This is a genomic window from Sphingomonas sp. CFBP 13733 (genome assembly GCF_014841795.1).
GTDB lineage: Bacteria > Pseudomonadota > Alphaproteobacteria > Sphingomonadales > Sphingomonadaceae > Sphingomonas > Sphingomonas aerolata.
Map to the genome: position 1 here is coordinate 293,680 of NZ_JACYUP010000003.1, position 18,928 is coordinate 312,607.

Genomic DNA, 18,928 nt, shown 5'->3' on the forward strand with positions numbered 1-18,928 from the left:
GTCCTAAAGCGCGGCGGCGATTTCCGCCAGCGCAGGCGTGTCGCCCGCGACATGCAGCCGTTTCAGCCGCGCGGTCTCGCCGGCGACGATAGTGACCGCGCGTTTGGGCACGCCGAAGCTTTTGGCGACCAGCGCGATCAGCGCGGCGTTCGCGGCACCATCGACCGGCGCCGCCGCGAGCCTTGCGGCCAGATGCTCCGGCGTCCCCGCCATCAGCGCATCCCGCCCGCCGCGCGGCGTCACGCGGACCGCGATCGCCAGACCGCCGTCCACCGCACGCCAGGCGGCCGGTTCGCTCACAGCCCGGGGGCGAGCAGGCTCTGTGCGATGTTGGGCACGACGATGTTGGTCAGGATGTACAGGATCAGCAGCACGACGAGCGGCGACAGGTCGAGCGTGCCGAAATCGGGCAGGATCCGCCGGATCGGCCGATAGAGCGGCTCGGTGATCCGCTGCAGCGCCTCCCATACCGACCGGACGACATTGCTCTGCGTGTTGATGATGTTGAACGCGATGAGCCACGACATCACCGCCTGGATCATGATGACCCACCAGACGAGGTTGAGCAGCAACTGGACGATCTGAAGAAGGGCGAGCAAGGCAAGGGTCTCCGCTGGTGTATGCCTTATATAAGGCAGCGGACCGACAACGAGAACCCCGCGCCCTCCAAACAACCCCACCCGTCATCCTGACGAAAGTCAGGACCCAGAGCCAAGCAGCGTCATCCCCCGTAACCCTGGATCCCGGATCAAACCCAGGATGACGAAAAAGGGGGCGACCCTGCCCCCACTCCGTCATCCTGACGAAAGTCAGGATCCAGAGCCAAGCAGCGTCATCCCCGTAACTCTGGATCCCGGATCAAGCCCAGGATGACGGCAGAAAGCCCCCTAACGCGCCCGCCCGTTCGCACTCACCAGCGTCCCGGCCCCCTGCCGCGTGAAAATCTCCAGCAGCATCGCATGCGGCACGCGCCCGTCGATGATCACCGCCGCGTCGACGCCCGACCCGACCGCCGCGACGCACGTCTCGAGCTTGGGGATCATCCCCCCGGTGATCGTCCCGTCGGCACGCAGCTCGGCGATCTTCGCCGGATCCAGATCGGTCAGCAATTCGCCCTGCTTGTCGAGCACGCCGACCACGTCGGTCAGCAGGAAGAACCGCGCCGCGCCCATCGCGGCGGCGATCGCGCCCGCCATCGTGTCGGCGTTGATGTTGTAGGTGTGGCCGTCCGCCCCGATCCCGATCGGCGCGATCACCGGGATGATGTCCGCGGCGATCAGCGTGTCGAGGATCGTCCGGTCGACCGCGATCGGCTCGCCGACGAACCCCAGGTCGACATGCCGCTCGATCCCCTGCAGCTTGTCCGGCTCGCGCCCGTGCCCGACCTTCTGCGCGAGGACGAGGCCGGCGTCCTTCCCCGAAATCCCGACCGCGCGGCCGCCCGCCTGGCCGATCCAGCCGACGATTTCCTTGTTGATCGATCCCGCCAGCACCATTTCGGCGATCTGCGCGGTCTCCTTGTCGGTCACGCGCAGCCCGTCGACGAACCGCGATTCGACCCCCAGCCGCTTCAGCATCGAGCCGATCTGCGGCCCGCCGCCATGCACCACGACCGGGTTGATCCCGACCGCCTTCAACAGCACCATGTCCTCGGCGAAGTCGCGCTGCAGCTCGGGATCGCCCATCGCGTGCCCGCCATATTTCACGACGAAGGTCTTGCCGGCATAACGCTGCAGATAGGGCAGCGCCTCGGTCAGCGTCTCGGCCTTGGCGAGCAGGGCGGGATCGGGCGTATGATCGGTCATCCCGCCCCCTTAGCCAGTTGAGGGAGGGAGTGAAAGCCGCCGGGGGCCCGCCTGCCTCCCTGTTCTCCCGCGAAGGCGGGAGCCCAGTCTGGGTCCCCGCCTTCGCGGGGACACATCAGGTGGCCGGCCCGCTCAAACCCGGTCCAGCCGCCGCCCCAGCCGCACGAAGAACGTGATCGCAAACGGCACCAGCACCACCGACAGCACCACCTTGGTCAGCATCTGCCCCGCCATCAGCTCGACGATCGGCCGCGCGCCGAGGAACGAGATGGTGATGAACAGCACCGTGTCGATCACCTGCGACACGATGCTCGCGATCATCCCGCGCAGCCACACCAGCCGCCCCTCGCCGCCGACCGGCCCCGCCAGCCGCGCGAAGATCAGCACGTTGAGCGTCTGCGAGATCCCGTAGGAGATCAGCCCCGCCATCATCATCCGTGCGCCCTGCCCGACGACGACCGGGAAGGCGTCGACCGCGGGCGGGTACATCCCCGGATCATGCGGCAGCGCGAGCACCAGCTGGATCAGCGCCGCGGACACCAGCAGCGGGATGAACCCCAGCCGCACCAGGAACGTCGCGGTCTTCTGCCCGTGCAGTTCCGAAATCGCGCTGCTGATCACCACCAGCAGCAGGAACGCGAAGATCCCCGCCTCGACCGCGAGCGGCCCGAGCGCGACCTGTTTCACCCCCAGCACGCCGGCGATGCACACCATGCCGCCATAGAGGACAGAGAAAATGAAGAGCGAACGCGGGAACGCGGGAAGGTCTGTGGTCATCGCGCCGGACGCTAGCGAAATGCCGCGCGCCGTCAAATGCCTAGCCCCCATGAAACCGCGCCGCGAAAGCGTGCAGGCGTCAAATGACTGGCGAGCACGGCGTACCCGTGTCATGTCGGCCGCTTGCGCAGCCGGGGGGCCGCGTGTGTCACCGTACCAAAACGCAGGGCGTCCATGGAAAGACTAGTCATCGGCCTTGCAGGCATCGCCGTCATCCTCGGCATCGCGGTGCTGCTGTCGAGCGACCGCCGCGCGATCCGGCTGCGGATCGTCGGCGCCGCCTTCGCGCTCCAGGCGGGCATCGCGATCCTCGTGCTCTATTCAAGCTTCGGCAAGGTCGTGCTCGGCAGCATGTCGGGCGGCGTCGCCAATCTGCTCGGCTATTCGCAAAAGGGCACCGAATTCCTGTTCGGCAAGATGGCGACCCCCGAGATCGGCGGCCAGAGCTTCGCGATCGCAGCCCTCCCCGTCATCATCTTCTTCGCCAGCCTCGTCTCGATCCTCTATTATCTCGGCATCATGCAGTTCGTGGTGCGCTGGGTCGGCGGCGGCATCGAAAAGGTGATCGGCGTGTCGAAGGTCGAATCGCTCTGCGCGGCGGCGAACATCTTCGTCGGCCAGAGCGAATCGCCGCTCGTCATCCGCCCCTATCTCGCCGGGCTCACCCCCGCCCAGCTCTTCACCGTGATGACCAGCGGGATGGCGGGCGTCGCCGGCACGATCCTCGCGGCCTATGCCTCGATGGGCATCCGCATCGACTATCTCCTCGCCGCCAGCTTCATGGCCGCGCCCGGCGGGATCCTGATGGCGAAGATCATCATGCCCGACCGCGTCACGCCGCCCGAGGGCGAACTCGCGCTCGGCGACCTGCCCGGCGAATCCTCCGCGGGCGAACCCATGCCGCAGGCGACGCATGACGAGGAAAAGCCCGCCAACCTGATCATGGCCGCGGCACAGGGCGCACAGACCGGCGTCCGCCTCGCGGTCGCGGTCGGCGCGATGGTGCTCGCCTTCGTCGCACTGGTCGCGCTTGCCAACGGCCTGCTCGGCGGGCTCGGCAACATGATCGGGCTGCCCGGCCTCAGCTTCCAGGGTCTGCTCGGCTATGTCTTCGCGCCGATCATGTTCCTCCTGAACGTGCCGTGGAGCGAGGCGGGGATCGCCGGCGGGCTGTTCGGGCAGAAGATCGTGCTGAACGAATTCGTCGCCTATATCTCGCTCGGCACGCAACCCGGGCTCAGCCCGCGGACGATCGCGGTGATCACCTTCTCGCTGTGCGGCTTCGCCAATTTCTCGTCGATCGCGATCCAGATGGCGGTGACCGGCAGCCTCGCCCCCAACCAGCGCCCGATGATCGCCAAACTCGGCCTCCGCGCCCTCGCCGCCGGCAGCCTAGCGAACCTCATGTCCGCCGCCTTGGCCGGCCTCCTGATCAGCTGAACAAACCCCTCTCCCCCCGGGGGAGAGGGAGGGGCCCACGCGAAGCGTGGGAGGGTGAGGGCACGAGAGGCTCGAGACCGCTCATCCCAACCACCCCTCACCCTCCCGTCGCCTAAAGGCTCCTCCTTCCCTCTCCCCCAGGGGGAGAGGGACCCCAAAACCCCTCTCCCCCCGGGGGAGAGGGAGGGGCCCACGCGCTCTTGCGCGTGGGAGGGTGAGGGCACGCGAGGCTCGAAACCGCTCACCCCCTCACGGCAGCATCACCGTATCGATCACATGGATCAGCCCGTTCGACTGGCGCACATCGGCGATCGTGATCCGTCCCTTGTGCCCCTTGCCGTCCATGATGCCCCAGCCGCTGCCCGACTTCATGAACATCAGCGGCTCGCCCTGCACGGTGGTGTAGCTGGCCGTCCCGCCATCCGCCTTGGCCTTCGCCGCGATGTCGGCGGCCATGATCGTCCCCGGCACGACATGATAGGTCAGCACGCCCGCCAGCTGCGCCTTGTTCTCGGGCTTGAGCAGCGTGTCGACCGTCCCCGCGGGCAGCTTCGCAAACGCGGCATTGGTCGGCGCGAAGACCGTGAACGGCCCCGGCCCCGACAGCGTCTCGACCAGGTCGGCGGCCTTGACCGCGGCGACCAGCGTCGTGTGATCCTTCGAATTGACCGCATTCTCGACGATCGTCTTGGTCGGGTACATCGCGGCGCCGCCGACCATCGGGTTGGTCTGCGCGGCGACCAGCGCGGTGCCGCTGACGGCGACAGCGGCGGCAATGATCGTGGTACGAAACAGGGGGGTCATGACAGTCTCTCCTGATCGGCGCCGATGATCCGGCTGCCGCGGCGAAGATACGGCCACCCCGGCCGCAACGATGCACACGCTTTTTTACATTCCAGTACGCAATGTTTCCCAGGCGGCAATCTCTTCGTCATGCCGCCGCGCGATCACCAGGTCGCGCGCACCCGGCTCGCCCGGATCCAGATCGACCATCACCGACCCGCTCCATTCGACCGTCGCATTGCCCGACAGCGTCACCATGCCGTCCGCCCCCGCCTCGGCGCGGACCAGCCCGCCGCGGTTGAACACCGTCGTCGGCGTGTCGTACGCAATCCGCCCCGTCAGGCATGCGGCAAAGGTCGACGCCGCCATCGCGCTGCCGCAACTGTCGGTCAGCCCGACCCCGCGCTCATGCGTGCGGACGAACAGGTCGGTCCCGCGCAGCTCGACAAAGCTCACATTGGCGCGGTTGGGCAGCCAGTCGGGCGCCGCCTCGCACGCCATGCCGACGCGGACCAGTTCGGCATCGTCGACCGCCTCGACGAACGCCACCAGATGCGGGTTGGGCATCGCCACCGCGGTGAACGCGCGCGTCGAGGGCAGCCCGGCAAGCGCCGTCTCGACGATCTGCCCCGCATCCACGTGCATCGGCCAGGCGGCAACGTCGAGCGACGCCGGCCCCGCGGTCTCGCGCACCGTGAACACCCCCGGCGCAATCTCCGCGTCGCGCACGACCAGCGCGTCGCTCGTCTTCAGCCGCGCGGTCGCGTGCGTCAGCCCGGTCGCGGCGAACCCCGCGCGCGCGACACAGCGCAGTCCGTTGAGGCACGTCTCCGATTCGCTCCCGTCCGAATTGAACATCCGCATCCCGAACGCCCGCCCGTCCTCGTCACCCGCGGTCAGCAGCAGCAGCCCGTCGCCCCCGACCGGCCCCGCGCGATCCGCCAGCGCGCGCGCGACCCGCGCCCAGTCCGCATCGCCCAGCGACAGCGCGCGCGCGTCGATCAGCGGGAAATCGTTGCCGGAGCCATGACATTTGATCAGATCGAAGCGCATGCCGCGCCCTTACCCGCGTCGCCGCGCAAAGGCGAGCCGCCGCCCCTCTCGCGTCCTCCAACGTCCCCGCCCTCATAATGTGTCGCCAGCCGGTCGAGCGCGAGCGTCAGCACCAGCCGCCCCGCGCGCGCCGGCCAGGACAGCGCGCGCTCCGCCGCGGGCAGCCCCTCCCCCGCGCACACCACCCGCCACGCTATATCCGCGAGCCCCGGCCCCGCCGCCGCGATCGCCGCATCGAACCGCCGTTTCGCCGCGATCTGCGCGACGGTCGGGTCGAGCGCGTCGTGCCCGCCGCCATCGACCCGCGGCGTCCAGCGCATCGTCACGCTCGGCGCGATCGACGCGGTCTCGTACGCCGCGCGCAGCCGCTCGCCCGCCGCAAACTGCCGCGCATCGATGAGCCCGCGCGACCGCAGCCAGGTCAGCGGCGACTCCGCGCGGTTGACCGTCACACTCCGCCCGCCCCGCGCGACACCTTCCCTCTGCACTTCCCGGCCAAGGTCCCGCTCAACCACCCTGTCAGCTTCCCTGTCAGGCTCCCGCCGCATGCCCCGCCCGTCGATCGCGACCTCGATCAGATCCTGCATGCGCCGCCCTTTCCATTTGCCGAGTCCCGTTTATCTTGCCATATTCGACGAGAAATTGCAAGAGAAACTAACCTATCTGGTTTGTGCAAGCGACGGAGCCTGTCGATGATCACTGCTATCCGTGCCGTCCGCCGCGCCAAGGGATTGACGCTCGACGACGTCGCAAGGCGTTGTGATCCCCCGACAACCGCGCAGACGATCGGCCGGCTCGAGACGGGGACCCGGACCGTGTCGGTCGGCTGGCTCAACCGGATCGCCGCCGCGCTCGACGTCGCCGCGGTCGATCTGGTGACGATGCCCGAACGCGCCGATCTGCCCGTCGTCGCGATCCTGGATTCGACCGGAATTCAAGCCCCTACCCGCCCAAACCTCGCCACCCCGCCGCAGGTCGAGCCGGGTCAGGTCGCGGTCACGGTGGCCGCCGGCGTCGGCGACTACCGCACGGGCGACGTGCTCTGGTGCACCACGCTCGGCCCCGACGATTTCGAAAGCGCGCTCTACCGCGACGTGCTCGTCCCCCGCCCCGCCGGCCGCTTTGCCTTTGGCCGTCTGGTCGCGCTAACCGACGGCAGCCCCACGCTTATTCCGGTCGGCGACGATGCCGCGCCCCAGCAGATCGAGCGCCCCGTCTGGATCGCCCGCGCCGTCCGCCTGATCCGCACGCTCTGAGTCGCAGCCCAACGTTGACGGCCCGGAGGCGGCGGGCCATCGCTGGCGCATGATCCGCGGCTTTTTCCTCTCGCTCGGCCAGCTCGGCGATCCGCCGGTGCTGCGCGTCTTCGCCAAGTCGATGGCGGTGACATTGCTCGTCTTCGCCGCGCTCGGCCTGCTCATGTGGCTGGGCGCAAAGGCGATTTTCGCCGCCTGGCTCGGCAGCGACCAGGCCGGGATCGCCGCCGCGGTCGCGCTGTTCCTGACCATCCTCGCGGTCTGGATCCTGTTTCGCGCGGTCGCGATCGCGGTCGTCGGCATCTTCGCCGACGATGTCGTCGCTGCGGTCGAGGCGCGGCATTATCCCGCCAGTCTCGCCACCGCGCGGCCCGTGCCGTTCGCGCGCAGCCTCGCCATGGGATTGCGCTCGGCGCTGCGCGTCCTGCTCGTCAACCTGTTGATGGTGCCCGTCTATATCGGCCTGCTCGTCACCGGGGTCGGGACCGCGGCGGCGTTTTTCGTGGTCAATGGCTGGCTGCTCGGGCGCGATCTCGGCGACATGGTCGCGGCGCGCCACATGGACGCCGCGGCGATGCGGGGCTGGCGTGCGACGACGCGGGCGTCGCGGTTCGTGCTGGGTCTTGCGAACACCGCGCTGTTCGTGGTTCCGATTCTCAACATCGCCGCCCCCGTACTGGGCGCGGCGATGGCGACGCATTTTTATCACGGGACGCGCGCAGCGGTGCGCGCCCGGGGGACCAGCTGATGACGAGATCACGTGTCAACGCGTTGAAAGGCTTCGCAATCTCGCGGTCCGCCCCGGGCCTCGCGATCGCCCTAGGGCTCGCGCTCGCGGGCTGCGCCGCACCGGTCGCGACCGCGCCGGTCGGCCGTCCCGCCATCCCCTATACCAGCGTCGGGCTCGAACGCGTGATCGGCCAGACCGCCGCCGGGCTGACCCGGCTGTTCGGCGATCCCGACGCCGATGTCCGCGAGGGCGTGGCGCGCAAGCTCCAGTTCCAGAGCGGAATTTGCGTGCTCGACGCCTATCTCTACCCCGCCGGATCGGGCGAGCCCAAGGTCACCTATATCGACGCGCGCGAACTCGACGGCAGCACGATCGACCGCGCCAGCTGCGTCGCCGCGCTCACCCGCCGCGACGGCGGCCGCTAGGCCGCTCAGGGCCCGGGCGGCGGCACCGTTTCGGTCGCGCCCGCCGCGCCGACCGGGATCCGCGTCGCGGGCAGCGCCGCCTGGCATTCGGGCGGCGGTGCCGGCGGCCGGCGGTGGAGATGATCGATCTCCGCCTGTCGCCGGTGCAGGTAGAAGGCGCGCGACGATGCGTAGGGATCGCCCACATCGTCATGCAAACACTTGAGAGTTTCGTCGAAATCGGCGCGGTGGTCGAGCGCCCCGAGCACGCCGGCCGGCACCGTGTAGCTCGCATCGGTGAACGGCGACCCGATCGCAGTGGGCAGCAGCAACCGGTCGAGCGTCCCGCCGATCAGGTCGCGCACCGTCGTCGGCCCGACCAGCGGCAGGAACAGGAACGGCCCGTTGCCGATGCCGTGATAGCCCAATGTGTTGGCAAATCCGTTCGACCGGCGCGGCAGCCGGAACGGCCGCTTCTTGGCGACGTCGATGACCCCCGCCGCGCCGACCGTCGAATTGATCACGAACCGCCCGACCGTCTCCGCCGCCTTGCCCGGCTTGAACTGCAGCAGGAAGTTCACGAACACGATCGGCTCGCGCAAGTTATAGAGAAAGTTGTGAATACCCTTGCGGATCGGGCTCGGCACCTTGCGCTTGTAGACCCGCGCCACCGGCCCCACGACCGCGCTGTCGACCGCCTGCGTCGCGCCGAACGCCTGGGCATTGACCCCGCGGAGCGGATCCCCCGCATCACGCGACTGCCCGACGACGACGATGTCCTTCTGCGCAGTCGGCTCGGCAGGAACGGGCGCTGGAACCGGGGCGGTCTGGGACGCTGCAACCGGCGCTACGGGCACCACGGGCGACGATACCGGCACCACGGGCGGCGATACTGGCACCACGGGCGGCGATACCGGCACCACGGGCGGCGATACCGGCACGACGGACGATTCGGGTACGCGCTGCTCGTCCGCGACCACCGCTGACGGCGCGACCGGGACCGGCGCGACGGGCAGCGGGTCGACGGCCTGCACCGCCAGCGCGGCGACCATCGTAGCAGTGGAAAATGCCAACATATGCAATCATCGCCCCTTGGACCGCCACCGCTGTCCGCATTGCCCCCGCAAGGCAAGTCTCGAATGCGCGCCCCTACACCGCCGTTTGTGAATAATTTCCCCTGTCGCGGGTCACTTGGCCCGCGTCAGCTTAAGTTCGCCCGGTCCCATTCCGCGCGGACGCCGTCGTCATTTTCGCCGCCACGACGATCCGCTTTCTCGGCCGCGAATCGCACCGCGTCGAGTCGTGACAAGGCCCATACCGCCGTCCCGCGCACCACCGGCGCCGGATCGCCCAGCAACGCCGCGACGCCCTCCGACAAGGCCGGATCGCCGCTATTCCCCGCCGCGATCAACGCGTTGCGGACCATCTTGTCGCGCCCGATCCGCTTGATCGGCGATCCCGCAAAGACCTGGCGGAACCCCGCATCGTCGAGCGCGATCAGGTCGGCGATCTCGGGCGCAACCAGCTCGGCGCGCGGCGCAAACGCAAGATTGGCGTTCGCGGCGGCAGCGAACTTGTTCCACGGGCACACCGCCAGGCAATCGTCGCAGCCATAGATGCGGTTGCCGATACCCGCCCGGAATTCCTCAGGAATTACCCCCGCATGCTCGATCGTCAGATACGAGATGCAACGCCGCGCATCGAGCTTGTAGGGCGCCGGGAACGCATCGGTCGGGCACGCGCGCTGGCACGCGTCACAGCTCCCGCACAGATCCCGACCCGCGGCATCGCCCTTCAGCTCGAGGGTCGTGTAGATCGCGCCGAGGAACAGCCAGCTGCCCTCTGTCCGGCTGACCAGATTGGTGTGCTTGCCCTGCCACCCAAGCCCCGCCGCCTCCGCGAGCGGCTTCTCCATCACCGGGGCGGTGTCGACGAACACCTTGAGATCGAACGGGTAATCCAGACCAACCGCGTCGCTCGCCAGCCACCGGCCGAGCGCCTTCAGCTGCCGTTTGATGACGTCGTGATAATCCGCGCCCTGCGCATAGACCGAGATCCGGCCGACCTCGCCCTGCTCCGCCAGCCGCAGCGGATCGTCCTTCGGCGCATAGCTCATGCCCAGCGCGATCACGCTGCGCACCGCGGGCCACAGCCCGGCGGGGCTCGCCCGCTGCGCGCGCCGCTCCTCCATCCAGATCATGTCGCCATGCCGCCCTTCGGCCAGCCACTGCTGCAGCCGTTCGCCCGCCAGCGGCGCCGCATCCGCGCGCGCGATCCCGCACGCCGCAAAGCCCAGTTCGGCCGCCTTGGCCTTCACGCGTGATTCGAGGTCGGATGGCTTGTCGTCGGGCACGTCCGCCCGCTACCACAGCCGCTCGGCTTGAAGGAAGTTTGCGCGTGGGCGAGGAATGGGCGGTCAAGGCCAGCGGGCTGGTCAAGCGCTTCGGCGACCGGCGGGTGGTCGACGGCGTCGACATCGCCGTGCCGACCGGCGCGATCTACGGCGTGCTCGGCCCCAACGGCGCGGGCAAGACCACGACGCTGCGCATGCTGCTCGGGATCATCGAGCCCGATGAAGGCCACCGCACGCTGCTGGGCTTCGACAGCCCGCGCGACGCCTCGGATCATGTCGGCTATCTGCCGGAGGAACGGGGACTTTATCCCGCGATGAAGGCGCGCGAGGCGATCGCGTTCATGGGCGCGCTGCGCGGTCTCGACTGGAAGACCGGACGTGCGCGCGCGGTCACGCTGATGGAGGGGGCGGGGCTCGGCCATGCGGTCGACGAGAAGATCCGCAAATTGTCGAAGGGCATGGCGCAGCTCGTCCAGCTGCTCGGCTCGGTCGTGCATCAGCCCGATCTGCTCGTGCTCGACGAACCCTTTTCCGGGCTCGATCCGGTCAACCAGGAACGTCTTGAAAAGCTTATCCTTGTCGAGCGCGATCGCGGCGCGACGATCCTGTTCTCGACGCATATCATGAGCCATGCGGAACGGCTGTGCGACCGGCTGGCGATCATCGCCGGCGGCAAGCGCCGGTTCGAAGGCACCGTCGACGACGCGCGCGGCGTCCTGCCCCAGCGCGTTCACTACACCCCGCACCGTCCCGACCCCGCGATCCGCGGCGTGCTGCCCCCCGATGCGCTGCCCGATCGCGACGGCTGGCGGTTCGAACTTCCGGGCGGCGGGATCGAGACGCTGCTGGTCCGGCTGATCGACGCGGGATACGGCATTTCCGGGCTCTCGATCGAACGCCCCGGGCTGCACGAGGCGTTCGTGCGAATCGTCGGCCAGCAGGAGGCGCAGCCATGACCCGCTTCCGCCGCACGCTGCGCCAGACCTTCACCATCGCCCGCCGCGATTTCACCGCAACCGTCTTCACCCCGATCTTCCTGCTCTTCCTGTTCGCGCCGCTGATCATGGGCGCCTTCGGGGCGGTCGGCGGGCTCGGCGCAGCCAGCGTCACCGACGGCGCGCAGGACAAGGCGCAGATCATCGCGATCCTCCCCGCCGCCGAGTCGCGCATGATGGCCGAGGCGGATACGCGGCTGCGCGGCATCTTCCGGCCAGGCGAGGGACCACCCGACCTGACCACGCAGCCGGCCGCCGCCGATCCGGCGGCACAGGCGCGCAACGCCTTCGACCGCAACGATATCGACGCCGCCGCAGTGCTTTACGGCCCGCTCGCGGCGCCACAGATCCTCTATGGTCCACGCGGCGACCGCGCGGCTGGCTATCTCGCGACGCTCGCGCAGACGACGCTCGCGGCGCAACAGGCGGGCGGCACGCTGCCCCCCATCGACGTGACCAAGACCCGGATCACGCGGTCGCGCGGCTCGGTCGGCGGCCAGCATCAGTCCGCCTTCTTCGCGGTGTTCGGGATCTTCTTCCTGACGCTGTTCCTCTCCGGCCAGGTCGTCGGGACGATGGCCGAGGAGCGCAACAACAAGGTGATCGAGGTGCTCGCCGCCGCGGTCCCGCTCGAATCGGTATTCTTCGGCAAGCTGATCGGCATGTTCGGCGTCGCGGTGCTGTTCGTCGCCTTCTGGGGAACCGTCGTCGGACAGGTCACGACATTGCTTCCCGCAGGCGCGGCGGCGGCGATCGGCGATCTCCGTCCCGCAGTCGGCGGCCCAATGTTCGCGCTGCTGTTCGCGGGCTATTTCACCATGGCCTATCTGCTTCTGGGATCAGTGTTTCTCGGCGTCGGCGCGCAGGCCTCGACGATGCGCGAGATCCAGATGCTGTCGCTGCCGATCACGATCCTTCAGGTCGCGATGTTCGGCCTCTCGTCCGCCGCGGTCTCGCGCCCCGGCAGCTGGATCGCGACGCTCGCCGAGCTCTTCCCGCTTTCCTCGCCCTTCGCGATGGCCGGGCACGCGGCCAATGCGCCCGAGCTTTGGCCGCACGTCGCGGCGCTGGCCTGGCAGGCCTTGTGGGTGACGATCTTCATCGTCGTTGGCGCACGACTGTTCCGCCGCGGCGTGCTCCAGTCGGGCAGCGCGCGGCCCTTCTGGCGCCGCGCGAAACCCCACTGACACAGGTTGTTGACATCGCTGTCAGTACTTGGTCTCCTGCCCGAAAACAGGAGAGTGATGGGTGGCGACGCTTGCAGGCGAAATCACGACGGCTCCGCTTGGCGGCCCCGTAACCACCGGGGCGGCAACCGGAAAACCCCCGATCGACCCGCTCGATGTCAGTCGCGCGGACCTCTACCGCGACGATGTCTGGCACGCGCCCTTCCGCCATCTTCGCGCGCATGCCCCGGTCCACCATGTCGCGAGCTCGGATTACGGCCCCTATTGGTCGGTCTCGAACTACCGGGGGATCGTCGAGGTCGAGTCGCTGCCCGACCTCTACTCCTCCGAAGCCGGCGGCATCACGCTCGCCGATTTCGATCGCGATCGCGACGTTCGCATGCCGATGTTCATCGCGCGCGATCGCCCGATCCACACCAGCCAGCGCCGCACGGTGGCGCCCGCCTTCACCCCGAGCGAGATGACCCGCATGGCGCCCGACATCCGCCGGCGCACCGCGGAGATCCTCGACGTGCTCGACTGGAACACGCCGTTCGACTGGGTCGACCGCGTCGCAATCGAACTGACGACGCAGATGCTGGCGATCCTGTTCGATTTCCCGTGGGAGGATCGGCGCAAGCTGACCCTGTGGTCGGACTGGGCCGGCGACATCGAACTCGTCAAGAACGAGGAGACGCGCAAGCAGCGGCTCGCGCATATGTTTGATTGCGGGGCCTATTTCCAGACGCTCTGGAACGCCAAGATCGACCGGCCGCCGACCCCCGACCTGATCTCGATGATGATCCATTCGGATGCGATGGCGCATATGGAGCATCACGAATTCATCGGAAACCTGATCCTCCTGATCGTCGGGGGCAACGACACGACCCGCAATTCGATGTCGGCGCTGGCCTATGGCCTCGACGCATTTCCCGACGCCCGCGCCATGCTGGAAGCGGATCCGGCGCTCATTCCCAACGCCGTGAGCGAGATTCTCCGCTGGCAGACGCCGCTCGCGCACATGCGGCGCACCGCAACGCAGGATACCGAATTACAGGGGCAGCCGATCAAGGCCGGCGACAAGCTCGCCCTGTGGTATCTCTCGGCGAATCGCGACGAAAGCGTGTTCGGCGACGATGCCGACGCGATCCGCGTCGATCGCCCCAATGCGCGCCGTCATCTCGCCTTCGGCCACGGCATCCACCGCTGCGTCGGGGCGAGGCTCGCCGAGATGCAGCTCGCGATCCTGCTCGAGGAGATGGCGAAGCGCCGCATGCGGATCAACGTGGTCGGCCCGCCGACCCGCGTCGCCGCGTGCTTCGTCCACGGCTATCGTTCGCTCCCGGTCGAGATCAGCCGCTACTGACTTTCATCGCCCGCCTCTGCGCGCATCCTGTTCGCGGCAAAGTTCGTACTTATATCATGACCATGACACACACACCGTCCGATCGCCGCACGTTCCTCACGCTCGCCGGCGCCGGCGCGGCGGGCTTTGCCCTCTGGGGCTGCTCGTCGCAGTCCGCTCAGGCTGCCGAACGCTTCGAGGTCACGCTGAGCGATGCACAGTGGCGCAAGAAGCTGTCACCCGACGCGTATGACGTGCTGCGCAAGGAAGGAACCGAGCGGCCCTATTCGAGCCCGCTCAACGGCGAACATCGCGCGGGGATCTTTTCGTGTGCCGGCTGCGCGCTGCCCGCCTTTTCGTCGAAGACCAAGTTCGAGAGCGGGACGGGATGGCCGAGCTTCTGGCAGCCCTTGCCCAATGCCGTGCGGACCCGGGTCGATTCGACGCTCGGGATGGCGCGGACCGAGGTGCATTGCCGACGCTGCGGCGGGCATCTCGGCCATGTGTTCGACGACGGCCCCAAGCCGACGGGAAAGCGCTATTGCATGAACGGCGATGCGCTGACGTTCCGGGCGATGGCGGCCCGGTAATCGCTTAACTGGTTCAGCCCGCGTCGTTTACGAGCGTGAAGATGCCGCGCGGGTCGGTCGGGCCATGCTGCACCGTGGCGAGCTGGGCGGCGTTGGCACGCTGCGTTGCGCTGGGCACGCTGACCATCTGGAGCGACGGCTGCGCGGGGGCGTCGAGCATCTCGCCGCGCGGTGCATGGCCTGAATAGATGAAGCCCTTGGTCGGATAGGCCGAGGTACCGAGATCGCCCTGCGGCCCGTACCAGACCTTGACCATGCTCCAGTCGCCCGCGTCGGACACGTCGATCGCGCGGACATTGGTTTCGATCGCACCGCGACGCGACCAGTTGGCATGGGTCAGGAGCACTTCGCGGTCGCTGACGACCTTCGAGACCATCGCGACATGGCCGACGCGCATCCGCGAGGTCGGCGAGAAGGCGAGGACGGCACCGGCCTTTGGTGCATGGCCACGCTCGTAGCGGCCCTCGGCCTGGCTCCACCAGGTGTTGGCATTGCCGCGGATCTCGATGCCCGACACCGAGCGGGCAAAGGTCACGCACTGCCAGAACTGGGCCGCTGCCGGTGTGGCCGTCATCAGGCTGCACGATACCACCAGCGCAAAACGCGCTGCTAACGCCTTGAAATTCATCGAGACCCCCCGGTCAAAACCCGTTCGTCACAGTCTGGCTACGGGAGTGCGGATTTAATTGAAAGGCGTCGCGGAACCATATCCGACGAAGCGTGTTGCCGCGCCGACGAGCCCCTTTTTGGCCCGGCCACGCTGCCCCCTTGCCCGCTGCTCTGCCGTCGATGCCGCGGACACGCGCATGCAGGCAGGGATCCTTGTCCCGCACGGATCAAAAGAGCGCACGATCGCCGGCTTTGCGATGACAGTACGGCGCACCACCTCGTCAAACCATGCCGATTCGAAAAACGGGTTTGCGGCGCAGGCCGCGCGGCGATACCAGTCGCAAAAATCTCTGGAGGATGCCGCATGGATACGACCACCCTGTTCCGTCTCGACGGCCGCGTCGCGCTGATCACCGGCGGCAGCCGCGGCATCGGCAAGATGATCGCGGCGGGCTTCATCGCGCAGGGCGCGAAGGTCTATATCTCGTCGCGCAAGGCGGATGTCTGCGAAGCCGCCGCGGCCGAACTCGGCCCCAACTGCATCGCGCTGCCGCAGGACGTCTCGACCGTCGCCGGTTGCAAGGCACTCGCGGCGCAGTTCGCCGAGCACGAGAGCCGGCTCGACATCCTCGTCAACAATGCGGGTGCGGCCTGGGGCGTGCCGTTCGAGGAGTTTTCGGAAGTTGGCTGGGACAAGGTCATGGACCTCAACGTCAAATCGCCCTTCTTCCTGACCCAGGCGCTTCACGCAGCGCTCAAGGCGTCAGGATCGCGCGATCGGCCGGCCAAGGTCATCAACATCACCTCGATCGACGGCCAGCGCCTAAACCCGTGGGAAACTTACAGCTATCACGCGTCGAAATCGGCGCTGATCTACCTGACCAAGCGCATGGCCGCGCGGCTCGTGACCGATTCGATCAACGTCACCTCGATCGCCCCCGGCGCGTTCGCCAGCGACATGAACAAGGCGGCCCGCGATCACGGCGACGCGGTTGCGCAAGGGATCCCCGCTAAGCGGGTCGGCGTCGACGAGGACATGGCCGGCGCCGCGATCTACCTCGCGAGCCGCGCCGGCGATTACGTGATCGGCGAAACCATTACCGTCGACGGCGGCCTCGTCCACGCCTCGCTAGGCACCAGCATCGACGCCTAAGCAAAGCCCCTCCCCCCCCGGGGGAGAGGGAGGGGCCCGCCGCGAAGCGGTGGGAGGGTGAGGGGCGGTTGGGACGCGCCGTCCGAGCCTCAAAACCCTCACCCTTCCCACGGCAAGTGCCGCGGGCCCCTTCCCTCTCCCCCAAGGGGAGAGGGAGAGTTCACCGAGCAATCCCACCCGCCGCGAGCACCGCCAGCGTCACCAACTCGCTCGCCGTGCTTGTCATCGGCGCAACCTGCACCGGCTTCTCCATGCCGATCAACATCGGCCCGATCACCGAATCGCCACCCAGCTCGCGCAGCAGCTTGGCCGAGATATGCGCCGACTGAAGACCCGGCATGATCAGCACGTTCGCCGGCCCCGACAGCCGCGCGAACGGATAGTTCGCCAGCTGCTTCGGGTTGAGCGCCACGTCCGGCGCCATCTCGCCCTCATATTCGAACCCGACCTGACGACCGTCGAGCACGGTCACCGCGTCGCGGATATTGTCGAGCCACTCGCCCTTCGGATTGCCGAAGTTCGAATAACTCAGGAACGCGACGCGCGGCTCATGCCCCATGCGACGTGCGACCGCCGCGGTCTGCTCGGCGAAATCGGCGAGCTGTTCGGCGGTCGGACGTTCGTTGACCGTGGTGTCGGCGATGAACACCGTGTGGCTCTGCCCGACAAGCAGATGGATACCGAACGGCGTCTTGCCCGCGGCCGGATCGATCACGCGGTAGATCTGGCGCATCGTCTCGCCATAGGTACGCGTGATGCCGGTGATCATCGCATCGCCCTCGCCGAGCTGCAGCAGCAGCGCACCGAAGATGTTGCGATCCTGGTTCACCATCCGCTCGCAGTCGCGCCGCAGATACCCACGACGCTGGAGCCGGGCGTAGAGCAGCTCGACCATCTTTGGCACGAGCGGCGAGACGCGGCTGTTGTGCAGCTCGAAGCTCTCGGGGTCGGTGACGCCCAGCGCGCGCAACCGGTCGGGCACGTCGTCGCGGCCGACCAGCACCGGCGTACCATAGCCGCCCTCCTTGAACGCGATCGCCGCCCGCAGCACGACCTCTTCCTCGCCCTCGGCGAAGATGACGCGCTTGGGATGCGCCCGCGCGCCCTCATAGGCCATCGATAGCACCGAGGTGGTCGGGTTGAGACGCGCGCGCAGCGACTGGCGATACGCCTCGATGTCCAGGATCGGCTTGGTCGCGACGCCCGATGCCATCGCCGCCTTGGCGACCGCGACGGGAACGACCTCCATCAGCCGCGGATCGAACGGCGCAGGGATGATATAGGCGGGGCCAAAGCTGTGGCTGACGCCATAGGCCAGCGCGACCTCCTCGGGCACACGCTCGCGCGCCAGCTCGGCGATCGCATTGGCCGCGGCGATCTTCATCGCGTCGTTGATCCCCGTCGCGCGGACGTCGAGCGCACCGCGGAAGATGAACGGGAAGCACAGCACGTTGTTGACCTGGTTCGGATAATCCGACCGTCCCGTCGCGACGATCGCGTCGGGGCGCGCAGCCATCGCCAGTTCGGGGCGGATTTCGGGCTCGGGATTGGCCATCGCGAAGATGATCGGCGCGGCCGCCATGTCCTTGACCATCTCGGGCTTGAGCGCGCCTGCCGCCGACAGGCCGAGGAACACGTCCGCGCCGACCAGCGCCTCGGTCAGCGTCCGCGCGCTGCTGGTCGTGGCATGTGCCGACTGCCACTGGTTCACATCGTCGCGACCCTGGTAGATCACGCCGGTACGGTCGCACATGATGACGTTGTCGGGCCGTACGCCCATCGCCTTCATCAGCTCGGTGCACGCGATCGCCGCCGCGCCCGCGCCGTTGACGACCAGCTTGATGTCGCCAAGCTTGCGCCCGGTCACGAGGCAGGCGTTGATCAGCCCGGCTGCACAGATGATCGCCGTGCCGTGCTGATCATCATGAAATACGGGGATATTCATCCGCTCGCGCAGCGTCTGCTCGATGATGAAGCATTCTGGCGCCTTGATGTCCTCGAGGTTGATGCCGCCGAAAGTCGGCTCCATCAGCTCGACCGCGTCGATGAAGCGATCGACATCCTCGGTCTTCAGTTCGATGTCGATCGAATCGACGTCGGCGAAGCGCTTGAAGAGTACCGCCTTGCCCTCCATCACCGGCTTCGACGCAAGCGCGCCGAGATTGCCCATGCCGAGGATCGCGGTCCCGTTCGAGATCACCGCGACCAGATTGCCCTTGGCGGTATAGTCATAGGCGGTCGAGGGATCGTCGGCGATCGCCTGCACCGGAATCGCCACGCCGGGCGAATAGGCGAGCGCGAGGTCGCGCTGCGTCGCCATCGGTTTGGACGCAATGATCTCGAGCTTCCCGGGACGGCCTTCCGAATGGAACAGCAGCGCTTCGCGTTCGGAGAACTGGAGATTATTGTCGTCGGACATAAGCGGGGCCTCGGGGGTATCTGCAGGGGGAGCCCCTGCCTTTACGGAAC

The 18,928-nt window shown here is 67.9% G+C and carries 20 protein-coding genes; 9 read left to right on the forward strand and 11 right to left on the reverse strand.

What is annotated here, in order from left to right; translation table 11 throughout:
* Positions 1–3 precede the first annotated feature (3 nt).
* From IFT71_RS09880 to IFT71_RS09895, 4 genes are all read right to left on the reverse strand, one after another.
* Complete coding sequence (locus IFT71_RS09880; protein ID WP_192140604.1) at positions 4–300, reverse strand: DUF167 family protein; 297 nt, start codon at positions 298–300, stop codon at positions 4–6.
* Entirely contained in the window at positions 297–599 is a 303-nt protein-coding gene (locus IFT71_RS09885) for a YggT family protein (RefSeq protein WP_031395935.1), read from the reverse strand. The genes IFT71_RS09880 and IFT71_RS09885 overlap by 4 nt, the downstream gene beginning before the upstream one ends.
* A gap of 288 nt (positions 600–887) precedes the next feature.
* The gene (gene argB, locus IFT71_RS09890; RefSeq protein ID WP_056406920.1) at positions 888–1,805 is read right to left on the reverse strand and encodes an acetylglutamate kinase; all 918 of its coding nucleotides are present in this window, start codon (positions 1,803–1,805) and stop codon (positions 888–890) included.
* A 132-nt stretch (positions 1,806–1,937) separates the two neighbouring features.
* Positions 1,938–2,582: a queuosine precursor transporter gene (locus IFT71_RS09895; protein ID WP_031440508.1), complete on the reverse strand. Its 645-nt coding sequence runs from the start codon at positions 2,580–2,582 to the stop codon at positions 1,938–1,940.
* Positions 2,583–2,756: 174 nt separating this feature from the next.
* Here IFT71_RS09895 and IFT71_RS09900 point away from each other — a divergent pair, with 174 nt between their 5' ends.
* Positions 2,757–4,022 (forward strand): NupC/NupG family nucleoside CNT transporter, encoded by a 1,266-nt coding sequence (locus IFT71_RS09900; protein ID WP_192140606.1) that lies wholly within the window; start codon positions 2,757–2,759, stop codon positions 4,020–4,022.
* Positions 4,023–4,271: 249 nt separating this feature from the next.
* On the opposite strand, the gene IFT71_RS09905 is transcribed toward IFT71_RS09900, so the two are convergent.
* The 3 genes from IFT71_RS09905 to IFT71_RS09915 all read right to left on the reverse strand — a co-directional run bounded on the left by IFT71_RS09905 (position 4,272) and on the right by IFT71_RS09915 (position 6,406).
* Positions 4,272–4,826, reverse strand: coding sequence for a fasciclin domain-containing protein (locus tag IFT71_RS09905; RefSeq protein WP_031395557.1), 555 nt, complete (start codon positions 4,824–4,826; stop codon positions 4,272–4,274).
* 84 nt (positions 4,827–4,910) lie between these two features.
* Positions 4,911–5,858 (reverse strand): diaminopimelate epimerase, encoded by a 948-nt coding sequence (dapF, locus tag IFT71_RS09910; RefSeq protein ID WP_192140608.1) that lies wholly within the window; start codon positions 5,856–5,858, stop codon positions 4,911–4,913.
* Positions 5,843–6,406 (reverse strand): DUF6456 domain-containing protein, encoded by a 564-nt coding sequence (locus tag IFT71_RS09915; protein WP_244654902.1) that lies wholly within the window; start codon positions 6,404–6,406, stop codon positions 5,843–5,845. The genes dapF and IFT71_RS09915 overlap by 16 nt, the downstream gene beginning before the upstream one ends.
* A 144-nt stretch (positions 6,407–6,550) precedes the next feature.
* On the opposite strand from IFT71_RS09915, the gene IFT71_RS09920 reads away from it, so the two are divergent.
* The 3 genes from IFT71_RS09920 to IFT71_RS09930 are packed head-to-tail and all read left to right on the forward strand — an operon-like array spanning position 6,551 to position 8,269.
* Entirely contained in the window at positions 6,551–7,114 is a 564-nt protein-coding gene (locus tag IFT71_RS09920) for a helix-turn-helix domain-containing protein (RefSeq protein WP_107930744.1), read from the forward strand.
* 49 nt (positions 7,115–7,163) lie between these two features.
* Positions 7,164–7,862, forward strand: coding sequence for an EI24 domain-containing protein (locus IFT71_RS09925; RefSeq protein WP_192140610.1), 699 nt, complete (start codon positions 7,164–7,166; stop codon positions 7,860–7,862).
* Complete coding sequence (locus tag IFT71_RS09930) at positions 7,862–8,269, forward strand: hypothetical protein (RefSeq protein WP_192140612.1); 408 nt, start codon at positions 7,862–7,864, stop codon at positions 8,267–8,269. The genes IFT71_RS09925 and IFT71_RS09930 overlap by 1 nt, the downstream gene beginning before the upstream one ends.
* Positions 8,270–8,274: 5 nt before the next feature.
* Here IFT71_RS09930 and IFT71_RS09935 read toward each other — a convergent pair whose 3' ends face one another.
* Both IFT71_RS09935 and queG read right to left on the reverse strand, forming a co-directional pair.
* Positions 8,275–9,324: an MlaA family lipoprotein gene (locus IFT71_RS09935; protein WP_244654858.1), complete on the reverse strand. Its 1,050-nt coding sequence runs from the start codon at positions 9,322–9,324 to the stop codon at positions 8,275–8,277.
* 125 nt (positions 9,325–9,449) lie between these two features.
* Positions 9,450–10,601 carry a tRNA epoxyqueuosine(34) reductase QueG gene (gene queG, locus IFT71_RS09940; protein ID WP_192140614.1) on the reverse strand — a complete coding sequence of 384 codons (1,152 nt, stop codon included), beginning with the start codon at positions 10,599–10,601 and terminating at the stop codon, positions 9,450–9,452.
* Between the two features lie 38 nt (positions 10,602–10,639).
* Here queG and IFT71_RS09945 point away from each other — a divergent pair, with 38 nt between their 5' ends.
* From IFT71_RS09945 to msrB, 4 genes are all read left to right on the forward strand, one after another.
* Positions 10,640–11,557 carry an ABC transporter ATP-binding protein gene (locus IFT71_RS09945; RefSeq protein WP_037528830.1) on the forward strand — a complete coding sequence of 306 codons (918 nt, stop codon included), beginning with the start codon at positions 10,640–10,642 and terminating at the stop codon, positions 11,555–11,557.
* Positions 11,554–12,783, forward strand: coding sequence for an ABC transporter permease (locus tag IFT71_RS09950; protein ID WP_192140616.1), 1,230 nt, complete (start codon positions 11,554–11,556; stop codon positions 12,781–12,783). The genes IFT71_RS09945 and IFT71_RS09950 overlap by 4 nt, the downstream gene beginning before the upstream one ends.
* 142 nt (positions 12,784–12,925) lie before the next feature.
* Complete coding sequence (locus IFT71_RS09955; RefSeq protein WP_342212648.1) at positions 12,926–14,128, forward strand: cytochrome P450; 1,203 nt, start codon at positions 12,926–12,928, stop codon at positions 14,126–14,128.
* Positions 14,129–14,190: 62 nt separating this feature from the next.
* Entirely contained in the window at positions 14,191–14,697 is a 507-nt protein-coding gene (gene msrB, locus IFT71_RS09960; protein WP_192141230.1) for a peptide-methionine (R)-S-oxide reductase MsrB, read from the forward strand.
* A 13-nt stretch (positions 14,698–14,710) separates the two neighbouring features.
* Here msrB and IFT71_RS09965 read toward each other — a convergent pair whose 3' ends face one another.
* Positions 14,711–15,325 carry a CHAP domain-containing protein gene (locus IFT71_RS09965; RefSeq protein ID WP_192140618.1) on the reverse strand — a complete coding sequence of 205 codons (615 nt, stop codon included), beginning with the start codon at positions 15,323–15,325 and terminating at the stop codon, positions 14,711–14,713.
* Positions 15,326–15,670: 345 nt separating this feature from the next.
* Between IFT71_RS09965 and IFT71_RS09970 the strand changes: the two genes are divergently transcribed.
* Complete coding sequence (locus IFT71_RS09970; protein WP_159512323.1) at positions 15,671–16,459, forward strand: SDR family oxidoreductase; 789 nt, start codon at positions 15,671–15,673, stop codon at positions 16,457–16,459.
* Positions 16,460–16,619: 160 nt separating this feature from the next.
* Here IFT71_RS09970 and IFT71_RS09975 read toward each other — a convergent pair whose 3' ends face one another.
* Positions 16,620–18,878 carry an NADP-dependent malic enzyme gene (locus IFT71_RS09975; protein WP_031394701.1) on the reverse strand — a complete coding sequence of 753 codons (2,259 nt, stop codon included), beginning with the start codon at positions 18,876–18,878 and terminating at the stop codon, positions 16,620–16,622.
* Positions 18,879–18,928 lie beyond the last annotated feature (50 nt).